This is a genomic window from Shewanella jiangmenensis, from assembly GCF_018596335.1.
Taxonomy (GTDB): Bacteria; Pseudomonadota; Gammaproteobacteria; order Enterobacterales; family Shewanellaceae; genus Shewanella; species Shewanella jiangmenensis.
Genome location: NZ_JAHEPS010000001.1, coordinates 672,777 through 688,579, shown reverse-complemented (window position 1 = coordinate 688,579; position 15,803 = coordinate 672,777). Strand labels below are relative to the sequence as shown.

Below are 15,803 nucleotides of genomic sequence, written 5' to 3'. Positions count from 1 at the left end.
TACATTCTCAGGAATGTCTATTGACTCAATCTACAGCATAGAAAGGCGTGCAGATGCAGGCTGGTCGACATGACTTACTAACCCCGGCTCCATGGTGTGGGTTGAAGCCTTTGTTTGGAATCGAATTTAAATCATTAAGCCATTGAAAAATATGCTTATAAAATTTAAGCATCAATTTAACTCAAAAAATGTCAAAAAATTGTAGAAATCCTGTGCCGCTTTGTGTAATGTAACCGATGACAGCGTTGTCATTTGCTTGTGTGGCTATGTTGTCTTGTAAGGTCTGCATGAAAAGGATGAGGTCTCCGTTTCATGTATTTATTGACAAGCGCATGACTGTCGGGCGGCCGTGCGCTTGTATTTTCAAACATTAATAGTCTCTCCCCAGAAACTATATGTTGGCTGGGTGCTGTACGCAGTGCCCAGCTTTTTTTTATCTGTTGTTGGCCATTTTATGGCACAGGCCTGCCCGGCAAACCGGTTCTTACATCAATACAACCCCGCTGGCACAAGCCAAACGAGAGGGCTGCAAATGACACACAGATCTTGGTTATCCGCTTTGCTTTGCGCTGCGCTTTTGGTGCAGTCATCCTCCTTGCTCGCCAAAGAAACCCTTACCACCACCATTCCCGACAGTTGGCAATTTACCCTGCTCAATGAAGCGCTCAAACGCTCCGGCGCCGACTATCAAATCAACCAGATGACCACCGACATGAACCAAAAGCGCCAGGTAGAAGAGGCGCTGGCGGGCAATATCGATGTGTTCTGGAGCATGACCTCGGCCGAGCTTGAAAAAACCGTGGTGCCCATTCGTATTCCGCTGTTTAAGGGGCTACTTGGTAACCGTTTGCTGATTATCCGTAAAGATCAACAGGCGCGTTTTGCCGCAGTGCGAAACAAAGCCGATTTTGCCGTGCTCAAAGCCGGGCAGAATCGTTACTGGCCCGATGCCGGCATTATTGAGTACAACGGCCTGCCGCTGGTGACCAGTTACAAATACGTCAATCTTTACCCCATGCTGGAAGGCGGTCGCTTCGATTATCTGGCGCTTGGCGCGCAGGAAATCTGGGACGAACTTGGCAAGCATCCGGATCCGGCGCTCACGGTCGACAGTCACATCCTGCTGCAGTACCGAAGCCCGGCCTATTTCTTTGTATCGCCCAAGCGCAAGCAGGTGGCGGACGATATTCTGCGCGGGCTTGAGGCCATGATTGCCGATGGCAGCTTTGACCGGATGTTTAATGAGGCGCTGCAAATTGATGCGCTGTACCGTAAAGCCAACTTTGAAAACCGGGTGATTATCCGCCTTGAGACGCCGGATTTAAGCCCGCAAACCCCAATCAACCGGCCCGAGCTGTGGCTTGACCTGTTCAGCATGGAAGGAGTGAAACAATGAATAGTTTGGCCCTCAAGGTTCAGGTTGGGCTTGCGGCGGCGCTGTTTGCCCTGGTGAGCGTGCTGTTTGGCGTCTCCTACATGATTGAAAAGCAAAAACTTGAGCAGCGCTTCAGTGAATATGAAAAAGACACCTTGGCAAGCCTGCAGGTAACGTTGGCGCAGCCGGTGTTTACTTACGACTACGAGCAGCTTAATGCCATCCTGTCGGCGACGCTGGAGCAGGATCAGATTGGTGGCATCCGGGTGCTCGACCATCGCGGCAAAGAGATGGCCAAGGCCGGTAATCCTGACGGTGACCGCAGCGCCGAGACCGCGAGCGTTGAATTCAGTGACGATGGCAAGCCCACCGGTAAGCTTGAAATCAGTTTCACCCGCCAGGTGATAGAGCAGAATCTTGATACTTTGCTGCTTGGCCTGCTGGCGCAGGCGGCGCTGATTTTGCTGCTCTCCATGGTGGCTATCGTCCTCATTCTTAAAAAACTGGTGATTAATCCGCTTACCCATGTCGCCGAGGCGATGGAAGAGGTGGCAAGCGGCGATGGCGACCTTACCCGCCGTCTGCCGGTGGAAAGCGATGATGAAATTGGTCGCCTTGCCCGCGCCTTTAACGCCTTTATTGGCCAAATTCATGGCACTGTAAGCCGGGTGCGTGAGACGGCAGGGCAGCTGCTTGACGATGCCAAGACCCTTGGCAGTTTAAGCGGTGCCAACAATGTGCGGGTACTTGAGCAGCTTAAACAGACCGAATCGTCGGTTGCCGCCGTGACAGAGCTTTCGGCCAGCGCCTCGGAAGTGGCAAGCAGCGCCCATCGCACCGCCGATGCGGCCGCGAGCGCCGACGAGCAGGTTGAAAACAGCCAGCGTCAGTTCGATGAGAGCCTGAAACTGACGCAGCAGTTGGTGGATGAACTCAAGCGCTCCTCGGGCTCGGTGGCGCAGCTGCAGCAGGAAACCGCCCGCATTGATGAAGTGGTGGTGGTTATCCGCTCCATTGCCGAGCAAACCAACCTGCTTGCACTGAACGCTGCCATCGAAGCGGCCCGCGCCGGTGAGCAGGGCAGGGGCTTTGCCGTGGTGGCGGATGAAGTGCGCACGCTAGCAAGTCGCACCCAGCAGGCCACAGGTGAAATTCAGCAGATGATCCAGAAGGTGCAAAGCCGGGTGGGTGAGACTGTGTCGGTGATGAATGCCAGTCAAAGCCTGTCGGACAAGACCCTGGTACGCGCCGAAGAAATCAAGTCCATGCTTGCCAGCGTCACCGCGCTGGTTTCCAATATCAACATGATGAATACCGAAGTCGCGCAGGCTGCCCGCGAGCAAACCTGCGTGACAGAAGACATTTCCAGAAGTTTAAACGACCTTGCCGGCATCTCAGGTTCGGCCTCGGCAGACAGCGCCTCACTGGCGCAGTCGGGCGAGCGCCTGTTCCAACAGGGGGAAAGATTGCAGGCCTTAGTTAACTCTTTCAGGTTGTAATACTGAAAGTCAGGGACCCAAAGAGGATAATAATGAAGCTCTCCTTAGCCGCCATTTCCATCACCCTAGCCCTCGGTGTAGGTGCTTGCTCACCATCTGAGCAGGCTGTAAAAACCGGCGCGGTTGTGGCCGAGGCCGTAACCCAAACCCAGCTGCAGCAATTTGCCGATGGCCTGCAGGTGCGTTACCGCGTGGTCAGTAACCGTCCGGACGCTCAGTGCATTAAAGACAAGGGCGAAGGCCGCTGTTTTCAGGCTGAAATCGATTTAACCGCCGGCGCTGATTTCCAAAGCTCAGATTTTGCCATTTACTTCAGTCAGATGCGTCCGGTTCAGGCGGTTGAAGGCAACGAGTTTGTCATCGAACACGTGAAAGGCGACCTGCACCGCATCAAGCCCGGCAGTGCCTTTGCAGGCTTTAAAGCCGGTGAAACCCGGACCATCAAGTTCCGTGGTGAGCTGTGGCAGCTTGCCGAAACCGATGCCATGCCCAATTACTACATCACTTCCGGCAAGCTTGCGCCTGTGGTGATTGCGTCGACCAAGCTTGCCATCGAGCCTGAAACCGGCCTTGAGCTGCGTCCCTATGTTGAAGCCTTTGTCGATGCCGACAAGCAGTACAAGCGCACCGACACCGACAAGCTGCCGTGGGCAACAAGCTCTGTGCTGTTTGGCAACAATAAAGCCGGGTTTGCTGAGCCTGCGCTGGTAGCAAACCGGATTATTCCAGCGCCGCTGTCGCAGCGTCTTGAGCCTGAGCTGGGTTCTGTTGATTTAAGCCGTGGTCTTGCACTCGCAGCAGGTGATGTGGATGTGAGCGCCGCGCTTTCGCGCCTTGAGCGCCTTGGCGTGAAGCAAAGCGCTGATGGCATCAAGCTTTCGCTGGTCAGTGATAAGTCACTTGCAGCCGATGAATATCAGCTGCAGATCCGCCCTGAGGTCATCAGCGTCACTGCCGGCGGCGCCAGTGGTGCATCACATGCGCTCTCCACACTGGCCGCACTGGTGCAGGTAGGCAGCCCGGTGGTGACCGCCCAGAGCATCAGCGACAAGCCCCGCTACGATTTTCGTGGCATGCACGTGGATGTGTCGCGCAACTTCCACTCCAAGGCCTTTATTCTTGATGTAATAGATCAGATGGCCGCCTATAAGCTCAACAAGTTGCATCTGCATATGGGCGACGATGAGGGCTGGCGTCTTGAGATTGACGGCCTGCCTGAGCTTACCGACATCGGCAGCAAGCGTTGCCACGACCTTGATGAAAACACTTGCCTGCTGCCACAGCTTGGCAGCGGCCCTGACGCTGATGCCACAGTGAATGGTTTTTACAGCAAGGCTGATTACATCGAGATTTTGAAATATGCCGCCGCGCGTCATATTCAGGTCATTCCCTCCATGGACATGCCGGGCCACAGCCGCGCCGCTGTAAAAGCCATGGAAGCGCGTTACCGCACCTTTGCGGCCGCCGGCGATATGAAAGCCGCCGAGGAATACCGCCTTATCGACCCTAACGATAAAACCATCTATAGCTCAATTCAGTATTACGACGACAACACCCTGAACGTGTGTATGGAGTCGACCTATCACTTTGTTGACAAGGTCATTACCGAAATTGCCAGGCTGCATGAGTCGGCCGGTGTGCCGCTGACCCGTTACCACATTGGCGCTGACGAAACAGCCGGTGCCTGGCTTGAATCGCCCAAGTGCGCCGAATTCCTTGCCAGTAACGACAAAGGCGTGAAAGACAAGAGTGAGCTTGGTCCTTACTTCATCGAGCGGGTTGCCAACATGCTGACTGCGCGCGGCATCGAGCCTGCCGGTTGGAGTGATGGCATGAGCCACACTCGCCCCGAGCGTATGCCTGCGATGAACCAGAGCAATATCTGGGATCTGGTGGCGCATAAGGGCCATCACCGCGCCCACAACCAGGCAAATCTTGGCTGGGAAGTGGTGCTGTCAAACCCTGAAGTGCTGTATTTCGACTTCCCCTATGAGGCCGACCCCAAGGAGCACGGCTATTACTGGGCAAGCCGCGGCACCAACAGCGAAAAGGTCTTCGGCTTTATGCCGGGTAACCTGCCGGCCAACGCCGAGCAGTGGCTGGATATTGAAAACAACCCGTTTGAAGCCGACGACCGGGTGCTGAAAGACGACAAGGGCAATGTCACCAGCGAGCCTTTGAAAGAAGGTAAGGCATTTGTTGGGATCCAGGGGCAGCTGTGGAGCGAAACGATTCGCAGCGATGAGCAGGCCGAATACATGATTTTCCCGCGCCTTTTGATGCTCGCCGAGCGCGCCTGGCACAAGCCGTCGTGGGAAGTGGCTTATCGCCATGAAGGCATGGTCTATAACCAGACCAGTGGCACCTTCACTGCTGAGCTGCGCGCGGCCCAGGCCGCCGACTGGCAGCTGATGGCCAATACCCTGGGGCAGAAGGAGCTCGCCAAGCTCGATTTGGCCGGTATTCATTACCGCGTACCGACCGTAGGCGCCCGTATTGCCGATGGCAAGCTTGAAGCCAATATCGCCTTCCCGGGCCTTGGTATTGAGTATCGTGAAGCGGGCGGACAGTGGCAGGCGTATCAGGCGCCGGTTGCCGTGAGCAAGCTGCCGGTGGAAGTGCGTGCAATCGCTGCCGATGGCAAGCGCAAAGGCCGGACTCTGGAAGTGAAATAACCTGTAAGCAACATCCGAGGTCTGATTTTTATCTTGAAAATCAGACCTCTTTTTTGCCGTCAGGGCGGGCTTTCGCGCCGACGAACAGTGAATTTTTGCACTGTTCAAAAAAGAAATGACAACGCTGTCATTTTTGCTGTAACATGAGATTAACTTGATTAATGCATAGGCAGTGGACAATGCCTCCACGCCAAATCCGAATGTGCAAAGAGGATAGTCATGGCTTTTGACCAGACCCTGGAAGGGCAGTTGTATCTGGGTGTTGATGGCGGCGGCAGTAAATGTCGTGCCACCCTGTATAACCATAAACTCGAAGTGCTCGGCACAGGTGTTGCCGGTCGCGCCAATCCCTTATTTGGGCTGGAGCAAACCTTTGAATCCATCATGGCCTCCACCGAGCTTGCGCTGGGTCAGGCCGGACTGACGCTGGCCGATTGCAAGTCGCTGGTGGTAGGGATGGGGCTTGCCGGTGTGAACGTGCCCAGGCTGCTTGCCGACGTTGAAGCCTGGCAGCATCCGTTTAAAGCCATGTATGTGACATCCGATTTGCACACCGCCTGTATCGGTGCCCATCGCGGCGCCGATGGCGCAGTTATCATCACCGGCACCGGCTCCTGTGGCTACGTGCACGTGGGTGATGAGAGCCTGTGCCTTGGCGGCCATGGCTTTGCGCTGGGTGACAAGGGCAGCGGTGCCTGGATTGGTTTGAAGGCGGCCGAGCATGCACTGTTGCACCTTGATGGTTTTGCCGAGCCAACCTTGCTCACCGAGCGTCTGCTGAAGCAGCTTGGCGTGACCGATGCCCTCGGTATCGTCGAGAATCTCGCCGGTCACTCCTCCAGTGCCTATGCCAAGCTTGCCCGTGAAGTGCTGGCCGCCGCCGATGAAGGCGATAAGGTTGCCGTGGCGATTCTTCGCGAAGGTGGGCAGTACATTTCTGCCATGGCGCGTAAGCTCTTCACCCTCAACCCAAGCCGTTTCTCCATGATTGGCGGCCTGGCTGAGCCTTTGGTGAAATGGCTCGACGCCGATGTGGTGGCACGGCTTGAGCCGACCCTGGCTGCCCCTGAAATGGGCGCTGTACTCTTTGCTATTCAACAACATGCCAAACAGTCGGCTGCCTGAAGCGGCCTGCTTAAACCCTTTTGAACCCGAACCATATTCCACACTAAGGTGACACAGATGACCAATACCATCATGGAGCAGGAAGCCCGTACCGCCCCTGCCAAGATTGCAGCCCAGCTCGCCGCCAACGCCGGCCTGACCGCCGAACTCGGTCAGAAACTGCGTGAATTCAATCCGCGTTTCGTGATGATCGTGGGCCGTGGCTCATCTGATCACGCCGGTGTGTTCGGTAAGTATCTGTTTGAAATCGAAACCGGTGTGCCAACATTCGCCGCCGCCCCTTCGGTTGCCAGCGTATACGGCAAGTCTCTCAAGCTCGATGGCGCGCTGGTGATTGTGATTTCCCAGTCTGGCCGCAGCCCTGATATTCTGGCTCAGGCCCGTATGGCGAAAAACGCCGGTGCCTTCTGTGTGGCGTTGGTAAACGATGAAACCGCACCAATCAAAGACATAGTTGACGTGGTGCTGCCACTGCGCGCCGGTGAAGAAAAAGCCGTTGCTGCTACCAAGAGCTACCTCTGTACCCTGTCGGCGCTTATCCAGCTGGCCGCTGCCTGGACCCAGAGCGAATCTCTGGCCAAGGCTGTTGAAACCATGCCAGCTGCGCTGGAAGCCGCCGTTGCCGCCGATCCACAGCTGACCGCAGAAGGTCTGGGTGATGTGCGTAACCTGGTGGTGCTTGGCCGTGGTCTTGGCTATGCCGTGAGCAAAGAGATTGCTCTTAAGCTTAAAGAAGTGTGTTCAATCCACGCCGAAGCTTTCTCCAGCGCCGAGTTCCTCCACGGTCCGGTTACTCTGGTTGAGAAAAAACTCACCATCGTTGATGTGTGTGTGGGCGATGAGTCTTACGCCAGCCACATAGAGCAGATTGAAAACGTGAGCAGCCGCGGCGCCGATTTGGTTCATCTGAACCAAACCTCAACCGACATTCACCCACGTGTTGCGCCGCTGGCACTGCTGCAGCGCTTCTATATCGACGTGGCTGCAGTTGCCGTTGCCCGTGGTATCGACCCAGATGCACCGGCTGGCCTGAAAAAGGTCACTCAAACGCTGTAATGGTCGGCTCATTGCCTGCCACAAACAATAAATGCTGGAGCAAGTATGAAGACAACTCTCATCGCTGAACGTCTGTTTGACGGCGAGCACTATCACAGTAACGTGCCTGTCACCCTCGAAGATGGCGTGATTGCCGCGCTTGATACCTGTGCCGGCGCCCGTGAAGTGCGTCTTGCTGGTACTCTGGTGCCGGGCTTTATTGATGTGCAGGTAAATGGCGGTGGCGGCGTGTTGTTTAACAGCACGCCCACTGTGGCTGCTATTGAAGCCATAGGCGCAGCCCATGCCCGTTTCGGTACCACAGGTTATTTGCCGACGCTCATTACAGATGGCGTAGAGGTCATGGCCCGCGCTGCCGATGCTGCCGCCGAGGCCATTGCCAAAGGTTCAACCGGGGTGCTTGGCGTGCATTTCGAAGGCCCGCATTTGTCGGTGCCGAAAAAAGGCGTGCATCCGGAGCCCCATATCCGCCGCATTGGCGATCGGGAACTGGAGATTTTTTCCCGTCAGGATTTGGGTATCAAGGTTGTAACTCTGGCGCCGGAAAACGTATCGCCTGAGGTTATCCGAGCGCTGGTTAATGCCGGTGTTAAAGTTTGCCTTGGCCACTCCAATGCTGACTATGTTACCGTGAAGGCGGCGCTGGATGCCGGTGCCACAGGTTTTACCCACCTGTACAATGCCATGTCGGCGCTGACCTCCCGTGAGCCGGGTATGGTTGGTGCGGCGATTGATTGTGACGACGCCTGGTGCGGCCTGATTGTTGATGGCCACCATGTTCATTCAGTCGCGGCCCGTGTCGCCATCAAAGCCAAGCCCCGTGGCAAGGTGATGTTGGTGACCGACGCCATGCCGCCGGTGGGCATGGATGAAGATGCGAGTTTCGAACTCTTTGGCGTGCAGGTGGTTCGCCGTGGCGATCGTTTGAATGCGCTGACGGGCGAGCTTGCAGGTTGCGTTCTTGATATGGCCGGAGCGGTGCAAAACACAGTCGATATGCTGGGGCTGCCCCAGGCCGAAGCGCTCAGAATGGCTGGCCTGTATCCGGCCGAGTTCCTCGGCATTGCCAATCGGGTGGGCACCATCAAGCCCGGTCTAAATGCCGATCTGGTGTTGCTGGATGAGGCAGGTAAGTGCCGCAGCACCTGGATACATGGCAAGCAGGTGTTCGGCCAGTAAAGGCAAATGTTGTAAACAAATGGGCCTCGAAGCGTTATCTTCGGGGCCTCTTGTTATAAAAATCAGACCAAACAAAAACATAAGAAAAATAAAGGATAACCAATGCAAGCAACTGAAACCAAGGCGAGTAAGCCAAGGCTGGCTTCCCTTGATGCCCTGCGTGGCTTTGACATGTTCTGGATTTTGGGTGGTGAAAAGCTGTTTATTGCCCTGTTTGCCCTGACCGGCTGGTCGTTCTGGCAACTGGCCGATGCTGAAATGCACCACAGCCAGTGGCATGGCTTTACCTTTTACGATTTGATTTTCCCGCTGTTTATTTTCCTTTCCGGTGTCGCCCTTGGCCTGTCGCCCAAACGGCTTGATAAGCTGCCGCCCGCCGAGCGCAATCCTATCTACCGCCATGCGGTTAAGCGCCTGTTTTTACTGCTCGCCCTCGGTGTGCTTTACAACCACGGCTGGGGCACAGGTATTCCGCTGCATCCCGATGAAGTACGTTATGCGAGCGTACTTGGGCGTATTGCCTTTGCCTGGTTTTTTGCGGCACTGTTGGTGTGGCACACAAGCCTTCGCACCCAGATAGTGGTGGCGATTGGCATTTTGTTTGGTTATGCGGCCATTCAATTGTGGCTGCCGGTACCGGGCGGCGCAGCCGGCGTGCTGACCCCTGAAGGCTCCATCAATGCCTGGGTGGATACCCATTTCCTGCCGGGCATCACCTATCAGCATCGCCCCTACGATCCGGAAGGCGTGCTCTCGACCCTGCCTGCGATAGTCAACGCACTGGTGGGCGTGTTTGTCGGCCGCTTTATCGTTAAACCCCATGTGTGGGGCGATTGGGGCAAAGCCGGGGTGCTTGCCGCTGCAGGCGTGGCATCACTGGCACTCGGCTGGAGCCTTGATACCGTGCTGCCGGTTAACAAAGACCTGTGGACCTCAAGCTTTGTGCTGGTGACCAGCGGCTGGAGTTTGTTGTTTCTGGCGCTGTTTTTCGCGCTGGTGGATATCCTTGGCGCCAAACGTTTCGCGTTCCCCTTTATTGTGATTGGGGTTAACTCCATCATCATCTATCTGGGGTCTGCGGTGATGAACTGGGACTACCTCAGCAAGAGCCTGTTTGGCGGCGTTATCACTATTTTGCCACCGGCGGCTCAGGCGCTGGCAGCGGCAGTGGCGTTTCTCTTGGTGCAGTGGGGATTGCTTTACTGGATGTATCGTAAAGGGATTTTTATCCGCATTTGATTCAGTAGGACTTAATCGGAGCATGTTATGCTGGCGCTGGACTTTGGTGGCTGCAATGTTGGCGATTATTTGTGCCGGTTAATTAAAATGACAGCGTTGTCTTTTTGGGTTTAGTGTTTTAACATCAGTTAAACATTGATGGAAAAGATCGGTTTATCTTTGCTTCTTACCCTATTAGTTAGAGCGGGATAACCCAGTGGTTGGCGGATGTCAGCGAGCCTGATGTCAGAACCTTAATTACTACTATAAGAAAGCAGGCTTATGGAAATGACTCTAAACAGTGAAAATAAACGTAGCAGCGCGATCCCGATGGCGATTGTCGCTGGACTCTTTTTCATTCTCGGGTTTGCAACCTGGTTGAACGGCTCATTGATGCCGTACCTGAAGCAAATCCTGCAACTTACTCCGTTTCAGGCTTCGCTCATCCTGTTCTCCTTCTACATTGCCGTGACCTTTACCGCGCTGCCTTCGGCGTGGGTGATCCGTAAAGTGGGTTACAAAACCGGTATGGCGATGGGCATGGGGATCATGATGATCGCCGGTCTGCTGTTTATCCCAGCAGCCAAGACTCAGATTTTCGGTTTGTTTTTGTTTGCTCAGCTGGTGATGGGCGCAGGCCAGACCTTGCTGCAAACCGCGGTAAACCCTTATGTAGTGCGTATTGGCCCTGAAGAGTCGGCGGCGGCGCGTGTGAGCGTGATGGGGATCCTCAACAAGGGCGCCGGTGTTATTGCTCCCTTAGTGTTTACTGCCCTTATTCTGGATTCTTTTAAAGACCGCGTAGGCACTGAGCTTACTGCCGCGCAAATCGATGAAATGGCAAATGGTCTGGTTATCCCTTACCTCGGCATGGCGCTGTTTATCGGTTTCCTCGCGATTTTGGTGAAAAAGTCACCGCTACCAGAGCTTGAAAGCGAAGAGCAGGACGAAGAGCACAATAAAGGCCAGATCCGTGAGGCTCTGTCTCACCCGAACCTGGCGCTGGGTGTGGTTGCGCTGTTTTTCTACGTGGCGGTAGAGGTGATTGCCGGTGATACCATCGGTACTTTCGCGCTCTCCCTCGGCGTTGAAAATTACGGTGTGATGACCTCGTACACCATGGTGTGTATGGTGCTGGGTTATACCCTGGGTATCTTAACCATCCCACGCTTTATCTCTCAGCCGACCGCACTGATGATCTCTGCCGTGCTTGGCATTCTGCTGACGCTTGGGATCCTGTTTGGCGATAACAATTCTTATGCCATTGCCAACGCAGTGCTGGTGCCGTTTGGCGGCGCTATGCTGCCTGACACCCTGCTGATGATTGCCTTCCTTGGCTTGGCAAACGCCATTGTATGGCCTGCTGTATGGCCTTTGGCACTGTCTGGCATGGGTAAGCTGACCAGCACTGGCTCGGCGCTGTTGGTGATGGGTATTGCCGGCGGCGCGTTTGGCCCACTGTTCTGGGGCCTGACCAGCCAGGCGACATCACTTGGCCAGCAAGGTGGCTATATGGTGATGCTGCCATGTTATCTCTTCATCCTGTTCTATGCCGTGAAAGGCTATAAGATGCGCAGCTGGAAATAAGCTGACAGGAATTCGAAAAGGAGGCTAAGGCCTCCTTTTTTATTGCGTATTTGCCGGTGCAGCGCTCCAGTATCTTCTCAGTTGTTATGCGCGGAAACCTTAAAGCGCGAGCTCAGCAGTGCCTGAGTTAAATTCGATTCAAAGCCGTTAGAGGAGGGGAGAAGGCTTTATCTGAAGCGGCGTTGGACGTGCGACATTGCGCGGGAGACTGGGGGTGAAAACGTCAGGCGCTTGGCAGTCGCTCGTCCTGTTTCGGGATTGGTATGGGTGAGTCGGCTATTTAGCTATGCTTTGAATGAGCTATGGCTTTTTATAACAGTACTGATGCCGGAAGCAATGCTGAAATAAAACAAAAGCTTAAAACGAAAAAGCCACTCAGTTGAGTGGCTTTCGCTAATTTATGGTGCCGACACCAAGAGTCGAACTCGGGACCTACTGATTACAAGTCAGTTGCTCTACCAACTGAGCTATGCCGGCCTGAAAGGTGGTGCCCGAACCCGGAATCGAACCAGGGACACGCGGATTTTCAATCCGCTGCTCTACCAACTGAGCTATTCGGGCAACTAAACTGAGTGTTAGTCGTCTACTCAAGACCGGGTTGTTGTGCCCGTTTCGTCTGGAGTGCGCGTATAATATAGCGCTGTTTTTTATCCTGCAAGTGCTTTTTCCAAGGCTTTTTACTGTCTGCGCAGTTTATCGGCAGATTGTGCTTTTTAACGCCTTTGACGCCGGTTTTATCAGCAAAATGACCCACTTCGGTGCCCTTTTAACTTAAATGGTCAAATATCCCCTTTTAACTTTGTGCCTGAAGGCAGCAGATCCTGTCCGACCCGGGTAGCTATATATGTCAGCGATACACGGGCGGCGATTGGGCGACGATGCATGATCCGGCTATCCGCTCGGTTAAGAATCGAGTTATCAACCCGTCTATCAACCCGTCTATCAATCTGCTAACCAATCTGCCACGAGCAGGTGGCTCAGGGATAACTGCTGAATGCGCCCTGTGTCTGTTTTGTCGGCCGATGGTACTCATTGCCTTATTGAGCACGCGTCCTGGGGGCTAAAGGAGTGCGTACTACGACTATCGTTCTAAAAAATCGAATCAAACTGGCGATATTTAGCGATTTTAATTTAAATCCTATGTCATAAGATGAAAACCATTCCCGATAACCGAATGGACAGGCTTCGATGGCGGCAAAGCAAACACAGGGCTACAGCGCTCTTGGTATAGCGATACATTGGCTGATGGCGGTGGTGCTGCTGGGGCTTTTTGCGGTGGGCTTGTGGATGGTTGACCTTAACTATTACAGCGCCTGGTATCAAACCGCGCCCTACTGGCATAAAAGTGTCGGCGTGCTGCTGATGTTGCTGCTGGCACTGAGGATTGTACTTAAGCTTACAGGCCGCATGCCTGCGCCGAATACCGGTGGTTCGCCAAAGCTTGTGCATTTTGTTCACGCGCTGCTTTATCTATTGCCGCTGCTTCTTGGGCTTAGTGGTTACCTGATTTCCACCGCCGATGGCCGCGCACTTGAAGTATTTGGGCTGTTTCAGCTGCCAGCCACCCTTACTCTGGAGGGGCAGGAAGATATCTCGGGTGAAATCCACAGCTATCTTGCCTGGGGACTGATTGGCATTGCGGCGCTGCACGCGCTTGCCGCCCTCAAACATCATTTGCTTGATAAAGACGACACCCTTAACCGTATGCTCAAACCCAATAAGGAAATTTCCCGATGAAAAAGACTCTGCTTGCTGCCCTTGGAGCTTCTATGCTGCTTGGGGCACCGGCCTTCGCCGCCGATTACGTTATCGATAACAAAGGCGCCCACGCTTCTATCCACTTTAAGGTAAACCACCTCGGCTACAGCTTTGTGGTTGGCCGCTTTAACGAGTTTGCCGGTGAGTTTGCCTTTGATGCCAAGGCGCCCGAGGCGGCCAAGGTAAAGGTGTTGGTTGATACCCGAAGCCTTGACTCAAACCATGCCGAGCGTGACAAACACTTAAAGAGTGCTGACTTTATTAATGCAGACAAATTCCCGGAAGCGGTGTTTGAGTCAACCAAAATTTCAGCGGCAGCTGATGGTAAGCTCAAGGTTGAAGGCAATTTCACCCTGAATGGTGTTACCAAGCCGCTGACAATCGATGCGGTGATGGTGGGCGAGGGGAGCGATCCTTGGGGTGGTTACCGTGCAGGTTTTACCGGCAGCACTCAATTTGCGCTGAAAGACTATGGCATTAACTACGATCTCGGTCCGGCATCCACCCATGTTGAACTGCAGCTGGTAATCGAAGGGATCCGCAAGTAAGCGTCAATCCTGACAAACGCCCTTCGGGGCGTTTTTTGTGGCCGAGTTTTTCGGTGCAATTTCGCTGTGTTTTCGGGTAAACTAACGCCAATTTCACGCATCGTTTTCCTGTGCTGGTCATTCGCCGGCATAGGTTGCTTTTGTTTAAAGGAGACGAAAGACACTATGAATAAGGTGCCTATGACTGTGGTTGGTGCTGAGCAGCTGCGCAGAGAACTGGATCTGCTCAAGTTCGACCGCCGCCCTAAAATCACCGAAGCCATTGCTGCCGCCCGTGAACTTGGTGATCTGAAGGAAAACGCCGAGTACCACGCCGCCCGTGAAGAGCAGGGGATTTGCGAAGCCCGTATTCGTGATATTGAAGGCAAGTTGTCCAACGCCCAAATCATCGACGTGACCAAAATGGCCAATAACGGCCGCATCATTTTTGGCGCGACCGTGACTATTCTGAATCTGGATACCGACGCTGAAGTGACCTACCGTATCGTGGGTGACGATGAAGCCAACATCAAAGAAAACCTGATTTCGGTAAACTCACCGATTGCCCGTGGTCTGGTTGGCAAAAATCTGGGCGATGAAGTCAATATCACCACCCCTGCCGGTGTAACCGCTTATGAAGTGGTTGAAGTGCAGTATATTTAAGCGCTTGATATTTTTGGTTTCAATGTCAGCCGTTTAAAAACAAAAAAGCCGCAGTGATGCGGCTTTTTTGTCTAAGCGTCGATGGCTTTACCATCGACCCGGCAAAAGATTAACGCGCCTTTGGCAGGGCAATCTTTTGCTCTTCGGACTGGCGATACAGCACCAGCACGTGCCCAATAAGCTGCACTTTGGCTGCCTGGGTTTCACGTACAATGGCGTCAACGATGGCGTTTTTCATTTCGCGATCGCTGGAAGCCACTTTCACCTTGATGAGTTCGTGGTGATTCAGGGCTCCGTCGATTTCAGCCAGCACTCCCTCGGTAAGGCCATTGGCCCCGAGCAGCACCACCGGCTTTAAATCGTGCGCCAGTCCTTTGAGATGCTGTTTCTGTTTGGTCGTCAGGTTCATTTATACCAACTTTTGCTGAGTTACTGTTGAAAGTTGGGTATTCTACCCTTATATAGCCCTTGTGTAACTCTCATTGTCGCGGATTTTTAATGACAGCTAAAAAACGTTCTGCCAGCTCCACCCGTTGGATGCAGGAGCACTTCGATGATCATTATGTGAAATTGGCTCAAAAACGGGGCTTACGTTCCCGTGCCGCTTTCAAGTTGGAAGAACTGCAGGAAAAGGATCATTTGATTAAGCCCGGCATGACCGTGGTGGACCTGGGTGCCGCACCTGGGGGCTGGTCGCAGGTCGCTGTCAAACTTGTAGGTGATAGGGGCAAGGTGATTGCCTGTGATATCCTGCCGATGGATCCCATTGTAGGCGTTGACTTCCTGCAGGGGGATTTTCGGGAAGAGGCGGTGCTTAACGCCCTCCTTGACCGGGTAGGGGATGAAAAAGTGGATGTGGTGCTGTCTGATATGGCACCGAACATGAGTGGTTCGGACGGCGTTGATCAGCCACGCGCAATGTATCTGGTGGAACTGGCACTCGACATGTGTCATCAGGTATTGGCGCCCAATGGCAGCTTTGCTGTCAAAGTCTTTCAGGGGGAGGGCTTTGATGAGTATATGAAAGCGGTCAGGGAGGCTTTCAAAGTCGTTAAAACCCGTAAACCGGACTCATCACGGGCGCGTTCCCGTGAGGTCTATCTGGTGGCAACAGGTTACAAGTTGTAGTAACCTGACGCTT

At 54.0% G+C, this 15,803-nt stretch carries 13 protein-coding genes and 2 tRNA genes; 12 read left to right on the top strand and 3 right to left on the bottom strand.

The features are described 5' to 3' along the window. The first annotated feature begins 532 nt into the window (after window positions 1-532). From KJI95_RS03065 to nagP, 8 genes are all read left to right on the top strand, one after another. Window positions 533-1,396 (top strand): pilus assembly protein PilM, encoded by an 864-nt coding sequence (locus KJI95_RS03065; protein WP_214505684.1) that lies wholly within the window; start codon window positions 533-535, stop codon window positions 1,394-1,396. Next, window positions 1,393-2,874 (top strand): methyl-accepting chemotaxis protein, encoded by a 1,482-nt coding sequence (locus tag KJI95_RS03060; RefSeq protein ID WP_214505683.1) that lies wholly within the window; start codon window positions 1,393-1,395, stop codon window positions 2,872-2,874. Before KJI95_RS03065 ends, KJI95_RS03060 begins: the two co-directional genes overlap by 4 nt. Window positions 2,875-2,906: 32 nt before the next feature. Further along, complete coding sequence (locus tag KJI95_RS03055) at window positions 2,907-5,549, top strand: beta-N-acetylhexosaminidase (RefSeq protein WP_214505682.1); 2,643 nt, start codon at window positions 2,907-2,909, stop codon at window positions 5,547-5,549. A 219-nt stretch (window positions 5,550-5,768) separates the two neighbouring features. After that, entirely contained in the window at window positions 5,769-6,674 is a 906-nt protein-coding gene (gene nagK / locus KJI95_RS03050) for an N-acetylglucosamine kinase (RefSeq protein WP_214505681.1), read from the top strand. Between the two features lie 57 nt (window positions 6,675-6,731). Continuing rightward, window positions 6,732-7,730: a glucosamine-6-phosphate deaminase NagB-II gene (gene nagB-II / locus KJI95_RS03045; protein ID WP_214505680.1), complete on the top strand. Its 999-nt coding sequence runs from the start codon at window positions 6,732-6,734 to the stop codon at window positions 7,728-7,730. A 45-nt stretch (window positions 7,731-7,775) separates the two neighbouring features. Continuing rightward, window positions 7,776-8,909, top strand: a complete 1,134-nt coding sequence (gene nagA / locus KJI95_RS03040; RefSeq protein WP_214505679.1) for an N-acetylglucosamine-6-phosphate deacetylase — start codon at window positions 7,776-7,778, stop codon at window positions 8,907-8,909. Between the two features lie 102 nt (window positions 8,910-9,011). After that, complete coding sequence (gene nagX, locus KJI95_RS03035) at window positions 9,012-10,148, top strand: transmembrane glucosamine N-acetyltransferase NagX (RefSeq protein WP_214505678.1); 1,137 nt, start codon at window positions 9,012-9,014, stop codon at window positions 10,146-10,148. Between the two features lie 261 nt (window positions 10,149-10,409). Continuing rightward, the gene (gene nagP, locus KJI95_RS03030; RefSeq protein WP_432653770.1) at window positions 10,410-11,714 is read left to right on the top strand and encodes an N-acetylglucosamine MFS transporter NagP; all 1,305 of its coding nucleotides are present in this window, start codon (window positions 10,410-10,412) and stop codon (window positions 11,712-11,714) included. Between the two features lie 401 nt (window positions 11,715-12,115). Here nagP and KJI95_RS03025 read toward each other — a convergent pair. Continuing rightward, window positions 12,116-12,191: transfer RNA gene (locus KJI95_RS03025), tRNA-Thr, on the bottom strand. Window positions 12,192-12,199: 8 nt separating this feature from the next. Beyond that, window positions 12,200-12,275: transfer RNA gene (locus tag KJI95_RS03020), tRNA-Phe, on the bottom strand. 627 nt (window positions 12,276-12,902) lie between these two features. Here KJI95_RS03020 and KJI95_RS03015 point away from each other — a divergent pair. The 3 genes from KJI95_RS03015 (at window position 12,903) to greA (ending at window position 14,662) form a co-directional block, all read left to right on the top strand. Beyond that, window positions 12,903-13,451 carry a cytochrome b gene (locus tag KJI95_RS03015; RefSeq protein ID WP_214505677.1) on the top strand — a complete coding sequence of 183 codons (549 nt, stop codon included), beginning with the start codon at window positions 12,903-12,905 and terminating at the stop codon, window positions 13,449-13,451. Next, window positions 13,448-14,020, top strand: coding sequence for a YceI family protein (locus KJI95_RS03010; RefSeq protein ID WP_214505676.1), 573 nt, complete (start codon window positions 13,448-13,450; stop codon window positions 14,018-14,020). Before KJI95_RS03015 ends, KJI95_RS03010 begins: the two co-directional genes overlap by 4 nt. A gap of 165 nt (window positions 14,021-14,185) precedes the next feature. Then, window positions 14,186-14,662 (top strand): transcription elongation factor GreA, encoded by a 477-nt coding sequence (gene greA / locus KJI95_RS03005; protein WP_214505675.1) that lies wholly within the window; start codon window positions 14,186-14,188, stop codon window positions 14,660-14,662. Between the two features lie 109 nt (window positions 14,663-14,771). Here the strand turns inward: greA and yhbY are convergent, their stop codons facing one another. Further along, window positions 14,772-15,071 carry a ribosome assembly RNA-binding protein YhbY gene (yhbY, locus tag KJI95_RS03000; protein ID WP_214505674.1) on the bottom strand — a complete coding sequence of 100 codons (300 nt, stop codon included), beginning with the start codon at window positions 15,069-15,071 and terminating at the stop codon, window positions 14,772-14,774. Between the two features lie 89 nt (window positions 15,072-15,160). On the opposite strand from yhbY, the gene rlmE reads away from it, so the two are divergent. Next, on the top strand, window positions 15,161-15,790 hold the full coding sequence (rlmE, locus tag KJI95_RS02995) for a 23S rRNA (uridine(2552)-2'-O)-methyltransferase RlmE (protein WP_203326289.1): 630 nt from the start codon (window positions 15,161-15,163) through the stop codon (window positions 15,788-15,790). Window positions 15,791-15,803 lie beyond the last annotated feature (13 nt).

Bases quoted from the DNA above. Each gene is read 5' to 3' on its own strand.
- KJI95_RS03065 (WP_214505684.1), top strand. From the start codon at position 533: ATGACACACAGATCTTGGTTATCCGCTTTGCTTTGCGCTGCGCTTTTG.
- KJI95_RS03060 (WP_214505683.1), top strand. From the start codon at position 1,393: ATGAATAGTTTGGCCCTCAAGGTTCAGGTTGGGCTTGCGGCGGCGCTG.
- KJI95_RS03055 (WP_214505682.1), top strand. From the start codon at position 2,907: ATGAAGCTCTCCTTAGCCGCCATTTCCATCACCCTAGCCCTCGGTGTA.
- nagK (WP_214505681.1), top strand. From the start codon at position 5,769: ATGGCTTTTGACCAGACCCTGGAAGGGCAGTTGTATCTGGGTGTTGAT.
- nagB-II (WP_214505680.1), top strand. From the start codon at position 6,732: ATGACCAATACCATCATGGAGCAGGAAGCCCGTACCGCCCCTGCCAAG.
- nagA (WP_214505679.1), top strand. From the start codon at position 7,776: ATGAAGACAACTCTCATCGCTGAACGTCTGTTTGACGGCGAGCACTAT.
- nagX (WP_214505678.1), top strand. From the start codon at position 9,012: ATGCAAGCAACTGAAACCAAGGCGAGTAAGCCAAGGCTGGCTTCCCTT.
- nagP (WP_432653770.1), top strand. From the start codon at position 10,410: ATGGAAATGACTCTAAACAGTGAAAATAAACGTAGCAGCGCGATCCCG.
- KJI95_RS03015 (WP_214505677.1), top strand. From the start codon at position 12,903: ATGGCGGCAAAGCAAACACAGGGCTACAGCGCTCTTGGTATAGCGATA.
- KJI95_RS03010 (WP_214505676.1), top strand. From the start codon at position 13,448: ATGAAAAAGACTCTGCTTGCTGCCCTTGGAGCTTCTATGCTGCTTGGG.
- greA (WP_214505675.1), top strand. From the start codon at position 14,186: ATGAATAAGGTGCCTATGACTGTGGTTGGTGCTGAGCAGCTGCGCAGA.
- yhbY (WP_214505674.1), bottom strand. From the start codon at position 15,071: ATGAACCTGACGACCAAACAGAAACAGCATCTCAAAGGACTGGCGCAC.
- rlmE (WP_203326289.1), top strand. From the start codon at position 15,161: ATGACAGCTAAAAAACGTTCTGCCAGCTCCACCCGTTGGATGCAGGAG.